This window comes from Paenibacillus sp. J22P277 (genome assembly GCF_059383675.1).
The window spans coordinates 551,471-570,221 of sequence record NZ_JBXENS010000006.1 but is presented as its reverse complement, the minus strand read 5'-3'; the positions used below and the strand labels follow the sequence as shown (position 1 = coordinate 570,221).

The following is an 18,751-nucleotide window of genomic DNA, read 5'->3' as shown; positions in this document are numbered from 1 at the left end:
AGGGCCAATGCAATTTTCACATGATTTTACCCGTAATTGTAGTGGTATTGGAAGCGCTTTATTTCCGATATCATGAAGGCATACAGCAAGGAGGTAACGCCAAATGAAAGCCGTTGCACCATTGAAGCCGCAAGCTGCCGCAAGGCGGAAATCCCGTTTCTGGCACACCTTCTTCCAGCAGAAATACTTGTACCTGATGTCGATTCCGTTCGTCTTGTGGGTGTTCGTATTCAGCTACTTGCCGCTCTGGGGCTGGACGATGGCGTTCCAGAAATTCAAACCGAAGAAATCGTTCCTGGACCAGGATTGGGCCGGCCTGCAATACTTCCGGGAGCTGTTCCACGACGACCAGTTCTTCCAGGCGCTGCGAAACACGCTGGCGATGAGCGTCATGGGGCTGGTCGCCGGGTTCATCATTCCGATCGTGTTCGCCATCCTGCTGAACGAGGTTCGGATCGGCTTCCTGAAACGGTTCGTGCAGACGATCTCCTATCTGCCGCATTTCGTGTCCTGGGTCGTCGCGGCGGGCATCGTCACGAAGATGCTGTCCACGGACAACGGCGCCGTCAACGACCTGCTCGTCGGGCTGCACCTGATCAGCGAGCCGATCCAGTTCTCGGGAAAAGGCAACCTGTTCTGGACCATCGTGACCGCTTCCGACGTGTGGAAGGAGACCGGCTGGAACACGATCATCTATTTGGCGGCCATTGCCGGCATCGGCCCGGAATTGTACGAGGCTGCCCGAGTGGACGGCGCGAGCCGCCTGCAGCAGGCATGGAACATCACGCTGCCGGGCATCCGCTCCACGATCATCGTCCTGGTCATCATCTCCATCGGACATCTCATCAGCATCGGATTCGAGAAGCAATTCCTGCTCGGCAACAATCTGGTGCGCGACTACTCGCAGACGCTCGACTTGTATGCGCTTAATTACGGGCTCGGCATGGGGCGGTATTCCTTCGGGACGGCGATCAACATCTTCAACTCCGTCGTCAGCGTCATCCTCTTGTTCACGGCCAACGGCATTTTCAAGAAAATCACCAAGGAAAGCATCATTTAAGGGGAGGGTGCCAGATGAAAGCAGGTTTGTTCTCCAGCGGCACGCCCTGGTCCGACCGCGTATTCGATTTCGTCGTCTATTTCGTCATCGCGCTCGTCACGATCATTACGCTGTATCCGTTCTTGAACGTGCTGGCGATCTCGCTGAACGATTCCACGGACAGCGTCCGGGGCGGCATCACGATCTTCCCACGGCAGCTTACGCTGAAGAATTACGAGACGATCTTCGCGTTCTCCGGCTTGATCACGGGACTGAAAATCTCGCTGCTGCGCACCGTCATCGGCACGGTGCTCGGCCTGATCAGCGCCTCGATGCTGGCGTTCACGCTCAGCCGGGTCGACTTCCAGGGCCGGCGGTTCGTCTCCACGTTCCTGGCGCTGACGATGTACGTGTCCGGCGGGCTGATTCCGACCTACATCCTGATCAAAGACCTGCACATGATCGGCACCTTCGCGGTCTACGTGCTGCCGGGACTGGTCAGCGCTTTCAACGTGTTCGTCATCCGTTCCTTCATCGACGGCATCCCGTACGCCCTGCAGGAATCCGCCAAACTGGACGGCGCGAACGACTTCACGATCTACTGGCGGGTCATCCTGCCGCTCACGAAGCCGGCGCTGGCGACGATCGCGCTCTTCCTGGCGGTCGGCCAATGGAATTCCTGGTTCGATACGTACCTGTACAACGGCTCGAAGGATCATCTGACGACGCTGCAGTACGAGCTGATGAAGGTCATCCAGAGCACGACGACGAACGCCGACAGCTTCCGCGGCCGCAACATGACGGAGGTCATGGCGCAAATCTCGCCGGAGTCGGTGAAGATGGCGATCACGATCATCGTGACGGTGCCGATATTGATCGTGTATCCGTTTTTGCAGCGGTATTTCGTGAAGGGCATGACGCTGGGGGCCGTTAAGAGCTGAGCCCGGTGGGTAAAAAGCGCCCTGCGGACGGTATGGGTCTCCAATCGCTGTTGTAGTTCGGAAATCCTCATTGTAGAAAGATTAGCGGTGGATTTCCGATTACAAAGGCGAACGCTATCGCTTATACGATCCATACCGCCTCTCCGGGCGCTTTTTACCGGGCTCTACAAGCAGAAAAACCTGGCCTAGGGGAAATATCCTAGGCAGCTAAAATTCTAATAGCCCTGCGCTCAACTGCAAAAGCAGAAAAGCAGAAAAGCAGAAAAGCAGATGCTTGAACTGCAAGACATCTAAGCAAACAACAATATCTGCAAACGCAGATCGCCAGTTCACAACGGTATCTACAGGTCCCCTGTTTATACGATATACAAAAACAGCATTCAAAATTGGGAGGGTTTGCAACATGCAACGACGGATTTCGAAGAAGGCATCGACGATTCTTTCCATTGTCCTGCTCTCCGGCGTGCTTGCCGCTTGCGGCGGGAACGACGGCAACAACGCGGGGAACAACGGCGCGGCCGCCGCGACGAACGAGACCAAAAACGCGGATGCGAACGAGGGCAAGGACGCGGCGGAGGATCTGTCTCCGATCACGTTCAGCTATTTCAGCGAAGACCCGAACCCGAATTGGAACAACATGCAGGACGACGTGTCCAAGGAAATCACGAAGAAAACCGGCGTGACGCTGGATGCCGAATTCGCGGTCGGCGATCCGACGCAGAAGGTGGCGCTCATCGCGACAAGCGGCGAATACCCGGATCTGATCGCGGCGAAGGGCGATATCGGCAAGCTGGTGGATGCCGACGCGGTCCTCGATCTCACGGACCTCATCGACAAATACGCGCCTAACATCAAGAAAGTGCTCGGCGATTACATGGTGCGCGCCAAGTATACGAACGCGGACCAAGCGATCTACGCCATCCCGACTTGGGCGGCGGCGGACGAGCAGCGCTTCGTGGCGGGCGGCGGCTTCGAGCTGCAGCACCGCGTCGTGAAGGAAGCCGGCTATCCGGAGATCCGCACGGTGCAGGATTACGAGAAGGTCATCCAAGACTACCTGCAGAAGCACCCTACCGACGAGAACGGCAACAAAAACATCGGCCTTTCCCTGAACGCCGACGACTGGCATATGTACATCTCGGTGACGAACCCCGCGTTCTTGACGACCGGCGGCTCGGATGACGGCGAGTACTACGTCGACCAAGAGACGAACGAGGTGACCTACCACTTCCGCCGTCCGGAAGAGAAGGAATATTTCCGCTGGCTGAACCACATGAACGACATCGGCCTGCTGGACAAAGAAAGCTTCGTGCAAAAATACGACCAATACAAAGCGAAAGTCGCGACGGGCCGCGTCCTCGGCTTGATCGACCAGGACTGGGATTATAACGACGCGCAGCAATCGCTGAAGACGGCCGGCAAGTTCGAGCAAACGTACGGGCATTATCCGGTCACGTTGTCCAAGGATTTCAAGGACACCTCCTTCTGGCCGACGGGCTTCATGGGCGGCTACGGCATCGCGATCTCCAGCACGTGCAAGGATCCGGTGCGCGCCATCAAGTTCCTGGATTACCTGGCCTCCGACGAAGGCCAAATCCTCAATAACTGGGGCATCGAGGGCAAGCACTACGTGATGGAGAACGGCAAGCGCGTCGTGCCGCAGGAAGTGCAGGATCGGATCAATAACGACAACACCGCGTTCACGAAAGAATCCGGTATCGGCTTCTACTGGAACATCATGGCTCACTATGGCGACGGCGCCAAGGATCCGTCCGGCAACTACTACACGAAGAACTTCCCCGAGCAGCTCGTGAACGGCTACAGCGACGTCGAGAAAGAGACGCTGGCCGCCTATAAAGCCACGACCTGGAAGGATCTGTTCCCGAAAGAAGACGAGTTCAAGGTCAAATCGTACGGCGCGGCTTGGAACATCTCCATCCCGGGCGAGGACGAAGTGTCCATTCTCGGCACGAAGATGAAAGATATCACGTGGAAGCGGGTTCCGGAAGCGATCCTCGCGAAACCGGCCGATTTCGACAAAGTCTGGGACGCCTACATGGCGGAACTCAAAAAAGCCGGCGTCGAGAAGATGGAAGACGGCTACGAGAAGTACGTGAAAGACCGCGTGGAATTGTGGAGCGCGCAATAAGCACGATCAGCCCGGACAGCCGTCCGGGCTTTTTTCGTTTAACGGAAGGCCATGCCAGGCAACCGCTCCGCAAATTCGGCGATCGTTGCGCGTTTGGGACATATGTCCTTCTCAACGCCGCTGCTTCTGTATTTAAATGAGGAGGAAGCATCGACGGGGGAGTGGAAATAATGAAGGGACTACTATTCGCGTGTTTGGGCGGTGCGTTCATCACGCTGCAGGGAGCGGCGAACGCGCGGATCAGCCAGGATATCGGAACCTGGCAGACGGCCGCGCTGACCCAGTTGACCGGCTTCGTCGCGGCGCTGTTGATCCTGAGTCTCGTAAGGGACGGGCAATGGCGGAAGCTTCCGCAAGCGAAGCCGCTTTATTTGACCGGGGGCGCTTTCGGCGCGGTCATTATTTTCGGGAACGTGACGGCCATCGGGCAGATCGGGGCGACGCTTACGATCTCCGCGCTCTTGATCGCCCAGCTCCTGCTGACCTTTCTCATCGACGGCAACGGCTGGTTCGGCATGTCGCGGCTGAGGATGAAGCCCTCGCAGTTCGCCGGCATCGGGATAATGATCATCGGCGTGGTGATACTAGAGCTCAAATAGAGTAGAGTATGGTGTGAACCGAGTAGAATGCGAGAGACTGGGGGAGACCGGGTCGTGATGGAATCGAAGGACCGCGGGCTGCTGGAAGGGTACCTGCGCAAATATTGCTTGTCGGACGTATTCAACGAACCGCTGCTGCCGCATTTAACGCTTTGCGTGTTTCAACGGGGCGAGCTCATCTGTTCCCAAGGGGAACCGTCGGAGACGCTGTATTTCCTCGTGAAAGGGAAGCTCAAGATCTATACCAATTCGGCGGAAGGCCGGACGCTGATCCTTTCCTTCCGCAAGCCGCCCGACACGATCGGGGATATCGAATACGTGCAAGACGCGGACATTCTCAATACGGTCGAGGCCGTCACGACCGTCCATATGATCGGCGTGCAGTACCGCTGGCTGCGCAAATACGCCGGCGATCACGCGCCCTTGCTGCGCTTTTTGCTGAACGTCATCGCCGCGAAGTTTTACGCCAAATCGATTTCGCTCAGCTTCAACCTGATGCATCCGGTGGAGGTGCGGCTCGCGAGCTACTTGTTGTCGGTCTCGTTCGACGAATCGGACGCGCAGCTCCAAGGGCAGCTGAGCACCGCCGGCCTCCGGGACGCGGCGAATCTGATCGGAACGAGCTACCGGCACCTGAACCGGGTGATTGGGCAATTTTGCGCGGAGGGCTTGCTCGAGCGCGGCAAAGGCGTCATTCGGGTCAAGGACAGAGCGGGACTGAGCGTGCGGGCGAAGCACAATATTTATGAATAAGCGGTAGAACGGGAGGGCGGGAAGCATGATTCAAGGCATCGTACTGGCAATGCTCGCGGGCGGTCTCGTCAGCCTGCAAAATATTTTCAACAGCAAGGTGAACGAGCGCGCGGGATCCTGGGCGACCACCGCGTTCGTGCTCGGGATGGGCTTCGCGGCTTCGCTCGCGCTTGGCCTGCTCATCGAAGGAAAGCGGATGTTCGCGCTCGGCGGCATGCAGACCTGGTATTGCTTCAGCGGCTTGATCGGCGTCGGAGTTGTCTCTTGCCTGGTGCAGGGAATCAAACGGCTCGGGCCGACGTACGCCATCTCCATCGCGCTGACCTCGCAGCTTGGGCTGGCCCTGCTGATGGATTCGCAGGGCTGGTTTGGTCTGACCAAGGTGCCGTTCACGCCGAAGCAGCTGATCGGCGTGCTCGTCATCGTCGCCGGCATCGCCGTGTTCAAGTTCGGAGGCGGACGCGCATTCGGCAAAGCCGCCGATCGAGAAGCGCCGGGAAAGACGCGCTTAACGGAATGATCGCTTTGTGATACAATCGTTCAAATTAGCCATGAACGGAGAGATTGCGATGGAAATCAAGCTTGATGACCTAACCGGACCCGAGATCGCGGACCTGCTCGAAGAGCATCTCCGGAGCATGGAGGAGCATTCGCCGCCCGAAAGCAGGCATGCCTTGGATCTCGAGGGACTGAAACGCCCGGAAATCACGTTCTGGAGCGCGTGGGAGCACGGCGAGCTGGTCGGCTGCGGCGCGCTCAAAGCGCTCGACGGCGAGCACGGCGAGCTGAAGTCCATGCGGACGGCGCGCGCGCACTTGAGAAAAGGCGTGGCGAGACGCATCCTCGCGCATGTCATCGAGGAAGCCGAGCGGCGCAGCTACCGCCGGCTTAGCCTGGAGACGGGCTCCATGGCCGCGTTCGAGCCGGCCAGACGGCTGTACGCGGGCTTCGGCTTTGAAGTCTGCGGACCGTTCGCGGCCTATGTCGAGGATCCGAACAGCGTGTTCATGACCAAGGAACTATGAATCGCGACAAAATTTCAAAAATCGTATTTACCTCGCATTCCGAATTTGATATCATTAACGTCAACCAAATGCGACGACGAGAAGAGTAAATAATGAATTCTTTCGCAGAGAGCTCCGTAAGCTGGGAAGGAGTAAAGAATTCGTTATTGAAAAAAGCCTCCGAGCAGCACGTCGGAACCTGAAGCAAGGGGATGGCATGACAGGAGCTCCTGTTATAGAGCTAAAGTATACGCGTTTCCGTTGAGACGCCGTACTTGAAGAGGCGAATGGGGCGACCTATTGGCGAATCTGGGGTGGTACCGCGAGCATGCAAATCTCGTCCCTAAGACTGAAGCGCAGTCTTGGGGGTGGGATTTTTTTGATTTTGCGGCGATTAGTCGGTTTGCTCCCGCGCGCCGCACACCGATTCGCCGGTTTTGAATAGTTAGATAGGGAAGCTTCACGCAAACGGGAAAAGGCACGGCCAGAATACGAATACGAAAGGATTGGAATACGCGATGACGGATAAATTGAAGGTTGGCATTGTTGGCGGAACGGGCATGGTGGGTCAACGCTTCGTTCAACTGCTGGAGGATCATCCTTGGTTTCGAGTGACGGCGATCGCGGCCAGCGCGGGCTCGGCCGGCAAGACCTACGAGGAAGCCGTGAAGGGCAGATGGAAGCTGTCCGGCACGATTCCGGATGCCGTGAAGAACATCGTCGTGCAGGACGGCTCGAACGTGGAAGAGGTTGCGGCGGGCGTCGATTTTATTTTTTGCGCCGTCGACATGAAGAAATCGGACATTCTGGCGTTGGAGGAAGCCTACGCCAAGACCGGCACGCCCGTGGTATCCAATAACTCGGCGCACCGCTGGACGCCGGACGTGCCGATGGTCATCCCGGAAATCAATCCGGGGCATCTGGAAGTCATCGCGGCGCAGCGCGAACGGCTCGGAACCTCGACCGGGTTCATTGCCGTCAAGCCCAATTGCTCCATTCAAAGCTATGTGCCGGCGCTTCATGCCTTGCTGGATTTCAAGCCGACGACCGTCGTGGCCTCGACGTATCAGGCGATCTCCGGAGCCGGCAAGAACTTTGCCGACTGGCCCGACATGCTGGACAACGTCATCCCCTTCATCGGGGGGGAGGAAGAGAAGAGCGAACAGGAGCCGCTGCGCATCTGGGGCAGCGTCGTCGACGGCGAGATCGTCAAAGCGGCCGCGCCGCTGATCACCACGCAATGCATCCGGGTACCGGTCACGGACGGCCATCTGGCCACGGTGTTCGTCTCGTTCGAGAACAAACCGTCGCGGGAAGAGATGCTCGCACGCTGGCAGCAATACCAGGGACGCCCGCAGGAGCTCGGCTTGCCGAGCGCGCCGAAGCAATTCATCACGTACTTCGAGGAGGAGAACCGGCCGCAGACGAAGCTGGACCGCGATATCGAAGGCGGCATGGGCGTCTCGGTCGGCAGGCTGCGGGAAGATTCCGTCTACGATTACAAATTCGTGGGCCTCTCGCATAACACGCTGCGCGGAGCGGCGGGCGGAGCCGTCCTCATCGCCGAGCTGCTGAAGGCGGAAGGTTATATTCAGGCGAAATAGCCGCCCTGCGCGAGGGCGTATGGCGGAGGCGACTGCGATCCAGCGTTTCGGCCGGGCACGCAGCGAGCGGCCGTGACACTGGCGACCGGCCACGGGACGAAATGAAGCGATGAGCGCAATAACATACGACGCGAAGGCCGCCGGCAGTGGGATGCAAGCGGCCTTCACGTTTACGATGGGCGCGGCGTGCGCGACCGGAATTCCCGCGGCGAGCAGCCGGTATGCTTGCGGAAGACGCGGTTGAAGAAGCTGATGTCGCCGAAGCCGGTCTCGTGCGCGATGTCCAGCACTTTTTTGTCGGTGGACCTCAGGAGGGTAGACGCGTGCCGAATCTGCACGGTATGCTTGTAATCGAGCAGGCTCATGCCGGCCGCTTCCTTGAACTTGGCCGTGAACGAGGAGACGCTCATGCCGCTTAGCCGGCTGAGCTGGCGCAGCGTCAGCGCCTGGTAGTAGTGCTGGTCGACGAAGTGGATGATGGATTCCATCCAGGCGCGGTCGCTGACGCTCGGCCGCTGCTCGGATTCGCGGTTATCCTGATGGAACCGGCTCAGCCAGACCAGGCATTCGATGAGGCGGGTCTTGATGACCAGCTGATAGCCGTCCCGCCGCTGCGCGAATTCCTCGTGGATCGTTTGCAAATGGGCTTGAACGTGGATCTTCTGCGCCGGCTGCAGGGGATGGTAGGGCACGAAGGAATGGCTTTTGCGCAGAAACGGCACGAGGTAGAAGAAGTTGATGAAGGACGGCATCTGCTGCAGCACGTTCATCTCCCGCTCGAGGAAAGCGGCGTCGAACAGCACGTTGTAGACGATCGTCTCCCTGTCCGGAGCGCAGGTGTAGCTGTGATAGACGTTCGGTTCCACCACGAACACGTCTCCCGCGGCAAGCCGGTAGGCATGTCCGGACATTTCGTGAACCGCGCTGCCTTCCACGACGAACACGAGCTCGATGAAGTCGTGGGTATGCGAAGGGATGTACTCGCTCTTCCGAATCGTGCACCGATCGATGAAGAACGGAAAATCATCCAGCTTGAAGTACGTATCGCCTTTGTAGATCGTCATGATCGGCATCCTTCCCCTCAGACCTCGAGATAGGATGATTATGTCACGGCATGACGGGCTTGTCCATGCGCCCCCGTAGGCGCGTCAGGAATTAGACGGAGAGGAGCGGCCGCGATGTCTTGGAGTGAAATCAAACCGGAAGTCGGCGCGTACTTGGAACGGATCGGATACGAAGGGCCGCTTGACGGCAGCGCCAAAGCGCTCGCCGGACTGCAGCATGCCCATCTGCTGGCGGTACCCTATGAGAATTTGGATATTTTGGCGGGCGTTCCGTTGTCGCTGGACACGGCGGCGCTATGGGATAAAATCGTCCGCAGGCGCCGCGGCGGGTACTGCTTCGAATTAAATGCGATGTTCGGCTGGCTGCTGCGGGAGCTCGGCTATCCGGTCACGGATCTCGTGGCGCGTTTCTGGCGCGACGAGACCGTACTGCCGCCTATGCGGCGGCATCACGTGCTGCGGGTGGAGGCGGAAGGCGCCGTCTACCTGTGCGACGTCGGCGTCGGCGGCGCCGTGCCGCGCGAACCGCTTGCCATCGCGGCCGGACTAGAGCAGCCGCAAGGGGCGGAATGCTACCGGCTCGACCCGGACGCGCAGTTCGGTTGGTTTCTCAGCGAACGGAAGAGGGGCGAATGGAACCGGGTCTACTCCTTCACGGAGGAGCCGCAGCTGCCGGACGATTACGTCTTCGCCAGTTATTGGTGCCAATACGCGCCGGAATCGCCGTTCCGTACGGAGGCGAAGCTGGCGATCTGTACCCCGGAAGGCCGAAATACCGGCGCCGGCGGCGAAATTCGCTTGTTCAGGAGCGGCGAAGTGCGCGTGCTCGCGCCTGCGACGAAGGCGGAATACGACGAGGCGCTGCAGGCGTACTTCGGCATTTCGATTCCGGAGCCGGATACCGGCCGCGCGTAATCGGTCGCAGCCTTCGGGCTTTGACACGGCACAAAGACCGCTTGCTTATCGCGAGCGGTCTTGTTTGATAGGGGCGCCTCATGATGGCCGTGGCCTCGGTCATCCGAAAGCGCGGGAGCCGCGGCAAGTCGTCCGAATTACGTCTTGACCTTGCGCGCCGCGATGATCATGCGGAAACAAAGCGCGAATAGCGCGAGCAGGCAGGCGATGAACAGAAGCGTGCGGAAATTGTGGTGGACGTAGGTTTTGACCGATTCCCAGCGCTCGCCGAGCAGGTAACCGATATAGACGAACAAGGTGCTCCAGACAAGCGCCCCCGCGTAGGCATACAGCAGGAAGGTCCGCAGCTTGAACCGGGACATGCCGGCCATGTACGCCGTCACGTGACGGAAGCCGGGAATGAAGAAGCCCGCGAACAGCAGCAGCTTGCCGAACCGGTTCATCCAATCCTGGGCGCGCTCGATTCGGGCGGAAGAGAGATGAATGCGCGGGCCGAATCGCAGCAGGAACGGCAGGCCGAAACGGATGCCGATGGCGTAGCTGGCGGTGATGCCGATCGCCGACCCGAGGAAGGCGCTCAGGACGACCAGCGGCCCGAGCAAGGTGCCGTTGCCGACGAGATAGCCCGAATACGTAAGCAGCGCTTCGTCGGGAACGGGAACGCCGACGATGCCGAGGGCCAACGCCAGCGTGAGTCCGATATAACCATAGCGCGATATAAGCAGCTCTAAGAGGTGTTCCACGGCGGAGACCTACTTTCTGCGGTAGCGATGATAGGAATGTACACGATTGAATGACGGAAGACAAGCGCGCGACACGAATGTTATATGAAAATGTTGTTGTTTTATATTTCTTCCCATATCGGAATCGACTATACTAGGGACGAATTCATTTTATCGACAAAGGTGGCTATCACATTGACACGAAAATTGCGATGGGGCGTCATCGGCAGTGCCAACATTGCCGTTCATTCCGTCATTCCGGGCATTAAGGCGTCCGAAACGGGAGAAATGACAGCGATTGCAAGCCGCGGAATCGCCAAGGCCGAAGAGACGGCCGCCAAGCTCGGGATTCCGAAAGCCTACGGAAGCTACGAAGAAATCCTGGCCGATCCGGACATCGATGCCATCTATGTGCCGCTGCCGAACCATCTGCACATGGAATGGTCGATCCGCGCGATGGAGGCGGGCAAGCATGTGCTCTGCGAGAAGCCGATCGCGATGAACGCCGAGGAAGCGCAGCGGATGGCGGACGCGGCGGCGAAGAACGGCGTGCATTTGGCCGAGGCGTTCATGTACCGGCACCACCCGCGGTACGGCGAGATCGCGGCGATCGTCGCGTCCGGCGAGATCGGCGACGTTCGCGGCATTCACAGCACGTTCACGTTCAATAACGCCGGCGACGCCAAGAACGTGCGTTACCGGAGAGAATGGGGCGGCGGCTCGCTGTACGACGTCGGCTGCTACCCGATCAGCGTAGCCCGCTTGATTCTCGGCGCCGAGCCCGAAGCGGCGACGGTGCACGCCTTGATCTCGCCGGAGCACGACAACGTCGACATGATGGCGTCCGGCATCCTGGAATTCCCGAGCGGCGTAGCGTTGACGTTCGACTGCGGCATGTGGACCGCGTTCCGCAACACGCTCGAGATCGTCGGCACGGACGGACGCATCGAGGTGCCTTCCGCGTTCGTCGGCGACGGGACCTACTACGTCTTCACGAAGGACGGCAAGCGCGAAGTGAAGCAGCCGGAACTGAACCAATACGCGCTGCAGGCGGACGCTTTCGCCCGGAACGTTTGGGGCGAGCGGGACGTGCGTTTCGCGCCTGCCGATGCGGTAGCCAACATGAAAGTCATCGATGCCTGCCTGGAATCCGCGTATTCCCGCAAGCGCGTACTCGTATAAAGGAGGAACAAGCCATGAAATCGATCCAACTTCCCGGTTTAAAGCAAGGCGTCTCGCAACTGATCATGGGGTCCGATTATTTCGCGCCGGAGGTGTACGAGCTGGTCAGCGCGAATCTCGATGCCTTCGTCGCCATCGGCGGCAACACGATCGATACGGCATACATCTATTACGGCGGCAAGAGCGAGCAGGCGATCGGCATGTGGATGGAGGAGCGGGGCAACCGCGAATCGATCAACGTCTGGACGAAGGGCGGTCATCCGCACAACGGCGTGCCGCAAGTGAACAAGAAAGCGATCCACGACGAGCTGATGGTCAGCCTGGAGCGGCTCCGCACGGATTATATCGATGTCTACGCGCTGCACCGCGACGACCCGAACGTTCCCGTCGGCGAGATCGTGGAAATCTTGAATTCTCATATCGAAGCCGGCCGCATCCGCGCGTTCGGCGGCTCCAACTGGACGTCCGCCAGACTGCAGGAAGCGAACGAATACGCGGCGGCCCATGGCCTGCGCGGCTTTGATTTCAGCAGCCCGAACCTCAGCCTCGCCAAAGCGCAGGAGCCGTATTGGGCGGACTGCATCAGCGTGGATGCCGAGACGCTGGCCTGGCACGAGCAGAGCGGATTGCCGATCTTCTCGTGGTCGTCGCAAGCGCGCGGCTTCTTCACCGGACGCTTCACGCCGGAGGACCGTTCGGACGCCGATCTCGTCCGCGTCTTCTACAACGACGACAATTGGGAGCGCTACCGCCGCGCCGAGGAGCTCGGCAAGCAGAAGGGCTATTCCACGATTCAAATCGCGCTCGCGTACGTGCTGAATCAGGCGTTTCCGACGGCGGCCATCATCGGCGCCCGCAATGAAGCGGAGATGAAATCCTGCCAGGAAGCAACGACCATCACGCTGACGCCGGAGGAGATCAGATGGCTGGATTTGAGAACGCGTTAATCGAGCTTTGGCCGGAAGGCGCGCCGAACGCGGCGGGCAAGACGGATGAGGACCGCCCCGCCCTGACGACCTACCTCGTCGAAGGCAGCAAAGGCGCCGTCATCGTATGCCCCGGCGGCGGCTACGGCGTGCGAGCCGAGCACGAGGGACGCCCCATCGCGGAGTGGCTGAACGGCATCGGCATCTCGGCCTTCGTCCTGCGGTACCGGGTCGCGCCGTATCGGCACCCGAATCCGCTGCTCGACGCGCAGCGGGCGATCCGTTACGTGCGGCTGCATGCGGCGGAATGGGGCCTCGACGAGCGGCGAATCGGCATTCTCGGCTTCTCCGCCGGCGGCCATCTGGCTTCGACGGCCGGCACGCAATACGACGCAGGGAACCCGAACGCGGCCGACCCGGTCGAACGGATGTCGAGCCGCCCGGATGCGATCATCCTCTGCTATGCGGTCATTTCGATGTCGACGCCGTTCGGACACGGCGGTTCGCGGGATAATTTGCTCGGCAAGGAAGCCGGCGAGGCGCTGGTCGCGCAGATGAGCAGCGAGCTTCGGGTAACGCCGGACACGCCGCCGGCCTTCCTGTGGCACACGGCCGACGATGCCGCCGTGCCGGTCGAGAACGCGCTGTTATTCGCTTCCGCGCTGCGCGGGGCAGGGGTGCCTTTCGATCTGCACGTGTACGAGCAGGGCCGGCACGGCCTGGGGCTTGCCGAAGGCGATCCGCATGTCGCGACCTGGACGACGGTATGCGGTCATTGGCTGAAGCGGCACGATTTCTAGAAGGCCGGCGCGTTCAAAGCGCGCCGCCTTGCGCCAAATCCTCTTCCGCCGCGGGCGGGAGAGGATTTTCCGCGATTTCGAAGGACGCGGATGTTCCTGCGCGCAGGCGAATAATGGTATTATAGTGTCGCGCCGTCATCCCGGTCACGGGCGGCCGACGGCCTAATGCCGTCCTGCGGCGTAGCCGCGATACCTTTTTCTTAACGTTCATGAATGCCAAAGGAGAGTCGACTACCCAATGAGCAGCAATCAAGCGTATAAAGACACGTACCAAGGCGAGCCGGCCGTATGGCTGAAGTTCGGCCGCTACGAAGCCGTCCTGCTTCCCGAAGTCGGCGGCAACCTGATCGCGTTCCGCGACGCGGAGAACGGCTATGCGTTCCTGCATGAGCCGACGGCGGACGAGATGCCGTCCTTCAAGGCCAGGCCGTTCATTCACGGCATCCCGGTGCTGTTCCCGCCGAACCGTTTCGAGGACGGCAAATTTCCGTGGAACGGCCGCACGTTGGCGTTTCCGGTCAACGAGCCGGAGACGGGCAACCATCTGCACGGCTTCGTCCACAGCGAGACTTTCGAGGTGGAGGACTTCGGCACGTCCGCGACCGAGAGCTATGTCGTCGCTGCCCTGAAAGTGGACGAGCGGAGCGACGTGTACAACTATTTGCCGTTCCGCTTCACGCTACGGTTGCGCTACGCGATCAGCGCCAACGGTCTCGAGCAGCAGTTCACGGTCATCAACGACGGCGAGGAAACGATGCCTTGCCTCTATGCGTTCCATACGTCGGTGAACGCGCCGTTCGTGCCCGGCAATTCCGCGAAGGACTATCGCCTCAAGCTGACGATCGGCGATCGCTGGGAAATGAGCGAGCGCATGCTGCCGACGGGAAGCTTCCAGCCGCTGACGGCTAACGAGGAAGCGATGAAGGGCGTGGGCGTTTATCCGTTCTTCGAATCGCTCGACAATCACTACACCGCCGTGCCGCAGAGCGGCCGCAACCGCATGGAGCTAACCGACACGACGGCGGGCTTGACGCTCGTCTACGATGCGGGCACGTCCTACAAGCAGTGGATGATCTGGAACAACGGCGCCACGGAAGGCTTCTTCTGTCCGGAGCCGCAGATCAGCCTCGTCAACGCGCCGAACGCGGATCTGCCGCCGGACGACATCGGCTTGTTCAGCCTCGCGCCGGGCGAGATCTGGCAGGAACGCGCGAGGATTTACGTGAAATAAGATCGGCGCTCATCGGCGCCGCCGCGTCTCTTACGCATGCCGCAGTACGCGATCTGCGCATGTTGAAGCGCGGAATCCTCGCCGCCAAAATATGCGATCCGCGCTCGCGCGATTCGCGCATGACAAAGCCCGCAGCCGCTCGCCCCGCCCCGTTACGGAGCCGGCGAAAGGCTGCGGGCTTTGTCGCGATACCCGCTAGCTCGAGAACGGCGCGCGGAGCCAGGCCGCCGCCGCTTCAAGGATCGCTTTGTCCCGCTGCAGCATGAAGGTCGTCGAATAATCGGTGCATGCCGCGAGCACGTCGCCGACGGCTTCGATCGCCTCGTCCAGCGTCATCCAATGCACGGACATGCCGAGCTTCTTCTCGTGCTCCGTCAGCTTGGCCTCGTGCTCCTGGACGGCCCGGGCGATATAGCAATAGGATACCTGCAGGAAAGCGTTGGCCTTCTTATGCTCCTCGATATAACCGAGGCCGTGCAGGATTTCGGCGTCGTAGCCGGTCTCTTCCCGGATCTCGCGCAGGAAAGCCTGCTCGGGCGTCTCCTTGGCCTCGATTCCTCCGCCGGGAAGCTTATAGAGCGCGGAACGGGCAACGTACATCATCGCCACGTCCGCCCTGTGGTCGAACAACACGCCTCTCGATGCATAACGGGACACATACGGCAGCAATTCCGGGTCGCCGCCGCGTACTTCACGATCCGTGATCCGACTCATCAGCTGCACGGGAAACTCCCCCTCTAACCTGGTTATCGTTGCGATCGGCTGCCGAGGACGGCGGCAACCGCTGGCCTTTCCGAATCGCGGAAGGCGCTTTGCTGCGCACTTTCTTGAACACGCGGCCAAAGTACGTCATGTTGGAGAAGCCGACGAGGCTCGCGATCTCGGTCACGGGATAATCGGTGTCGAGCAGCAGCCGCTCCGCCTCTTGGACGCGAAGCATGTGCATGTATTCGATCAGCGTTTTGCCGGTGACGCTTTTGAAAATTTTGCAGAAATGGCTCGGGCTCAGACTGACCAGCCGCGCCGCTTCGCCGACGCTGATCGTCTCCTGGTATCGTTCCCGCAGCGTTTGGAGCAGGCTGGAGAAGTCGTACGGCTTCTGCGCGCGGGACGGCGATTGGTTCGTGCCCTGCTCGGCGTAACGGAAGTATAAGCCGAAGATCCGCAGCAGCTCGGCCTTCACGAGCAGCTCGTAGCCGGACTGCTTGCCCGTGAACTCGGCGAGCAGGCGGGAGAAGGAAGCGTTCATCTCCTCAATGTACGGGTCGGCGTTCCGCATCCAGCTGGGCCATTTCGCCTGCCGGTTCAAATACGGGACGAAATAGTGATGCTCGGTAATGTCAAGGCCGCTCCCGCGCACGAGCGCTTCGTTGAAGACGATGCAGATCAGCTCCGTATCGGGCTCCAGCCTGACCGCGCTATGCAGCTGCTTGGCGTTGACGAAGGCGAGCTCGCCCTTGTCCAGCTGCTCGAACGAACCGTCGACCTGGATGCGGGCCTGTCCCTCCTTGACGTAGATCCACTCGATATGATCGTGCCAATGCGTGCCGATTTCGCCGGAAACCAGGAAGACGTTGATGGGAAACGTACGGTCGGGAATGAACGTATTTTCTTTCAGCGGGCTGACGGTCATGGCGTTCCTCCTCCGGCAAACGTACGATTTTACGACATTGGCTTTCATTTGGACGGATGGTACCGTTTTAATCGCGATAGAAACGTAAGATTGTACGAATATAACACAATTTCGATGCTAGTCTCAACGGGAATCTTTCAGTACGATTAGTTCAGTTCCCAATCGCGCTGAAAGGTGATGACAAGCACGCATGAAATCCATTCGCATCGGTACGCTCGTCGGCGGAGGCACCGCCGACAAAATCATTCCCCAAATCATTCCGCACGGCTTCGAGTCGTTTGCGCTCACCTTCTGGCAGTCGACCGGCAAGACGGATCTTTACGAGCTCGCCAAGCGGGTCAGGGCGCAGGTCGAAGAGCATGACATCGTCATTTCGGCGATCGGCGTCTTCGGCAATCCCTTGACGGGCGCAGGCGACAACGCCGATACGCTGGCCAGCTGGGAGCGGCTGATCGACGCGGCCGAGGCGTTCGGCACGAAGCTCGTGAACGGCTTCACGGGCCGGATGCCGGGCAGCATCGACCAGTCGATGACGCGGTTCGGCGAGGTGTTCGGCGAGCTCGCTCGGCGCGCGGAAGCGCGCGGCGTGCGCCTGGCGTTCGAGAACTGCGACATGGGCGGCACGTGGGGCGGCGGAGACTGGAACATCGCGCATAATCCAACGGCGTGGGAGATGATGTTCAACGCGGTGCCGAGCGAGAATATCGGCCTGCAGTGGGAGCCCTGCCACCAGATGGTCAGCCTGATCGATCCCATCCCGCAGCTGCGCAAGTGGGCCGCCACGGGGAAGATATTCAACGTGCACGGGAAGGACGCGACGATCGCCTGGGACGTCGTGAAGGAGTTCGGCATCCACGGGCCGCGCGAGTTCGTCTGGCACCGCACGCCGGGCTTCGGCGATTCCAATTGGACCGACATCATCACGATCTTGCGTCAGAACGGCTACACGGGCAGCATCGACATCGAAGGCTGGCACGATCCGGTGTACAAGAACGAGCTTGAGATGACGGGCCAAGTGCACGGCCTGAACTATCTGAAGCGCTGCCGCGGCGGCGATTACGTTCCGAATCCCGTGGAATAGCTCGCAGGCCCGCGCAATAGATTCATCGGAATCCTATGACCATTTTTAACCATAAAGGAGCTTATAATGATCATGACGCATAAAATCGTCGTCGCCGGCTGCGGCGGCATGTCCAACACTTGGCTGGATTACGCGGCCAAGCGGGAAAACGCCGAAATCGTCGGCCTGGTCGACATCTACGAGGAAAGCGCGAAAGCGATGGCGGCGAAGAAGGGACTGAACGTGCCGACCTTCACGAATCTGAGCGCGGCCCTCGCGGCAACGGACGCCAATCTCGTATTCGACGTCACGATCCCGGCGAGCCACAAGGAAATCGCCATCACGGCCATGCAGGCGGGCTGCAACGTGTTCGGCGAGAAGCCGATGGCCGAATCCTATCAGGACGCGAAGGATATCGTAGCCGTCAGCAACGCGACGGGCAAACGCTACTCCGTCATGCAGAACCGCCGCTACATGAGGCAGATCCGTTCTTTCCGCGATCTGGTCGGCTCCGGCGCGATCGGAACGCCCGGTTCCATTCACGCCGATTTCTTCCTCGGCGCGCATTTCGGCGGCTTCCGCGATGCGATGGACAACCCGCTCATCATCGATATGGCGATTCATACGTTTGATCAAGCGCGCTTCATTACGGGCACGGATCCCGTCTCCGTATACTGCCATGAATTCAACCCGCCGGGATCCTGGTACGCGGGCAATGCGTCCGCGATCTGCATCTTCGAGATGAGCGACGGTTCCGTCTTCTCTTACCGCGGCTCTTGGTGCGCGGACGGATTGAATACGTCGTGGGAGTCGGATTGGCGGGTGACCGGAAGCAAGGGCGGCGCCCGTTGGGACGGCTCGGCGATGCCGTACGGCGAAGCCGTGAACCCGGAGAAGCCGGAAGGCTTCATCCGCGAGATGCTGCGAGTCGAAGGCGAGCAGACGTGGGATGGGCAGGAAGGCCACTGGGGCTGCCTGGACGAGATGTTCGCGGCGCTCGAAGCGGGACGTCCGGCCGAAACCGACTGCCTGGACAACATCAAGAGCGTGGCGATGGTGTTCGGCGCCGTCGAGAGCGCGCGGACGGGGCAGAAGGTCATGCTGTAAAGTATTGCGTGCGTTCCTAAGC

General features: G+C 60.0%; 19 protein-coding genes. 15 read left to right on the top strand and 4 right to left on the bottom strand.

What is annotated here, in order from left to right:
• Positions 1–103 precede the first annotated feature (103 nt).
• The 8 genes from AC50YL_RS23270 to asd all read left to right on the top strand — a co-directional run bounded on the left by AC50YL_RS23270 (position 104) and on the right by asd (position 8,089).
• Positions 104–1,060 carry an ABC transporter permease gene (locus AC50YL_RS23270; protein ID WP_494835050.1) on the top strand — a complete coding sequence of 319 codons (957 nt, stop codon included), beginning with the start codon at positions 104–106 and terminating at the stop codon, positions 1,058–1,060.
• Between the two features lie 14 nt (positions 1,061–1,074).
• Positions 1,075–1,980 (top strand): carbohydrate ABC transporter permease, encoded by a 906-nt coding sequence (locus tag AC50YL_RS23265; protein WP_494835049.1) that lies wholly within the window; start codon positions 1,075–1,077, stop codon positions 1,978–1,980.
• A gap of 403 nt (positions 1,981–2,383) precedes the next feature.
• The gene (locus tag AC50YL_RS23260) at positions 2,384–4,129 is read left to right on the top strand and encodes an ABC transporter substrate-binding protein (RefSeq protein ID WP_494835048.1); all 1,746 of its coding nucleotides are present in this window, start codon (positions 2,384–2,386) and stop codon (positions 4,127–4,129) included.
• A gap of 170 nt (positions 4,130–4,299) precedes the next feature.
• A complete protein-coding gene (locus tag AC50YL_RS23255) occupies positions 4,300–4,728 on the top strand; it encodes a DMT family transporter (RefSeq protein WP_494835047.1) in 429 nt (142 codons plus the stop codon).
• A gap of 54 nt (positions 4,729–4,782) precedes the next feature.
• Positions 4,783–5,481, top strand: coding sequence for a Crp/Fnr family transcriptional regulator (locus AC50YL_RS23250; RefSeq protein WP_494835046.1), 699 nt, complete (start codon positions 4,783–4,785; stop codon positions 5,479–5,481).
• A gap of 25 nt (positions 5,482–5,506) precedes the next feature.
• Complete coding sequence (locus AC50YL_RS23245; RefSeq protein ID WP_494835044.1) at positions 5,507–6,001, top strand: DMT family transporter; 495 nt, start codon at positions 5,507–5,509, stop codon at positions 5,999–6,001.
• A 49-nt stretch (positions 6,002–6,050) separates the two neighbouring features.
• Positions 6,051–6,506, top strand: coding sequence for a GNAT family N-acetyltransferase (locus tag AC50YL_RS23240; protein WP_494835043.1), 456 nt, complete (start codon positions 6,051–6,053; stop codon positions 6,504–6,506).
• A 497-nt stretch (positions 6,507–7,003) separates the two neighbouring features.
• Entirely contained in the window at positions 7,004–8,089 is a 1,086-nt protein-coding gene (asd, locus tag AC50YL_RS23235; protein ID WP_494835042.1) for an aspartate-semialdehyde dehydrogenase, read from the top strand.
• 170 nt (positions 8,090–8,259) lie between these two features.
• On the opposite strand, the gene AC50YL_RS23230 is transcribed toward asd, so the two are convergent.
• The gene (locus AC50YL_RS23230; RefSeq protein WP_494835041.1) at positions 8,260–9,153 is read right to left on the bottom strand and encodes an AraC family transcriptional regulator; all 894 of its coding nucleotides are present in this window, start codon (positions 9,151–9,153) and stop codon (positions 8,260–8,262) included.
• 114 nt (positions 9,154–9,267) lie between these two features.
• Between AC50YL_RS23230 and AC50YL_RS23225 the strand changes: the two genes are divergently transcribed.
• Positions 9,268–10,068: an arylamine N-acetyltransferase family protein gene (locus tag AC50YL_RS23225; RefSeq protein ID WP_494835040.1), complete on the top strand. Its 801-nt coding sequence runs from the start codon at positions 9,268–9,270 to the stop codon at positions 10,066–10,068.
• A 137-nt stretch (positions 10,069–10,205) separates the two neighbouring features.
• Here the strand turns inward: AC50YL_RS23225 and AC50YL_RS23220 are convergent, their stop codons facing one another.
• Entirely contained in the window at positions 10,206–10,811 is a 606-nt protein-coding gene (locus AC50YL_RS23220) for a DedA family protein (protein WP_494835039.1), read from the bottom strand.
• Positions 10,812–10,985: 174 nt separating this feature from the next.
• On the opposite strand from AC50YL_RS23220, the gene AC50YL_RS23215 reads away from it, so the two are divergent.
• The 4 genes from AC50YL_RS23215 (at position 10,986) to AC50YL_RS23200 (ending at position 14,929) form a co-directional block, all read left to right on the top strand.
• Positions 10,986–11,972 carry a Gfo/Idh/MocA family protein gene (locus AC50YL_RS23215; protein WP_494835037.1) on the top strand — a complete coding sequence of 329 codons (987 nt, stop codon included), beginning with the start codon at positions 10,986–10,988 and terminating at the stop codon, positions 11,970–11,972.
• A gap of 14 nt (positions 11,973–11,986) precedes the next feature.
• On the top strand, positions 11,987–12,919 hold the full coding sequence (locus tag AC50YL_RS23210) for an aldo/keto reductase (RefSeq protein ID WP_494835036.1): 933 nt from the start codon (positions 11,987–11,989) through the stop codon (positions 12,917–12,919).
• Positions 12,895–13,698, top strand: a complete 804-nt coding sequence (locus AC50YL_RS23205) for an alpha/beta hydrolase (RefSeq protein WP_494835035.1) — start codon at positions 12,895–12,897, stop codon at positions 13,696–13,698. Before AC50YL_RS23210 ends, AC50YL_RS23205 begins: the two co-directional genes overlap by 25 nt.
• A gap of 238 nt (positions 13,699–13,936) precedes the next feature.
• A complete protein-coding gene (locus AC50YL_RS23200; protein WP_494835033.1) occupies positions 13,937–14,929 on the top strand; it encodes an aldose 1-epimerase in 993 nt (330 codons plus the stop codon).
• Positions 14,930–15,124: 195 nt separating this feature from the next.
• Here AC50YL_RS23200 and AC50YL_RS23195 read toward each other — a convergent pair whose 3' ends face one another.
• Both AC50YL_RS23195 and AC50YL_RS23190 read right to left on the bottom strand, forming a co-directional pair.
• Positions 15,125–15,643 (bottom strand): NUDIX hydrolase, encoded by a 519-nt coding sequence (locus tag AC50YL_RS23195; RefSeq protein WP_494835297.1) that lies wholly within the window; start codon positions 15,641–15,643, stop codon positions 15,125–15,127.
• Positions 15,621–16,562 carry a helix-turn-helix domain-containing protein gene (locus AC50YL_RS23190; protein WP_494835032.1) on the bottom strand — a complete coding sequence of 314 codons (942 nt, stop codon included), beginning with the start codon at positions 16,560–16,562 and terminating at the stop codon, positions 15,621–15,623. Before AC50YL_RS23190 ends, AC50YL_RS23195 begins: the two co-directional genes overlap by 23 nt.
• 190 nt (positions 16,563–16,752) lie before the next feature.
• On the opposite strand from AC50YL_RS23190, the gene AC50YL_RS23185 reads away from it, so the two are divergent.
• Positions 16,753–17,643 carry a sugar phosphate isomerase/epimerase family protein gene (locus AC50YL_RS23185; protein ID WP_494835030.1) on the top strand — a complete coding sequence of 297 codons (891 nt, stop codon included), beginning with the start codon at positions 16,753–16,755 and terminating at the stop codon, positions 17,641–17,643.
• A 66-nt stretch (positions 17,644–17,709) separates the two neighbouring features.
• Entirely contained in the window at positions 17,710–18,729 is a 1,020-nt protein-coding gene (locus AC50YL_RS23180; RefSeq protein ID WP_494835029.1) for a Gfo/Idh/MocA family protein, read from the top strand.
• Positions 18,730–18,751: the final 22 nt, after the last annotated feature.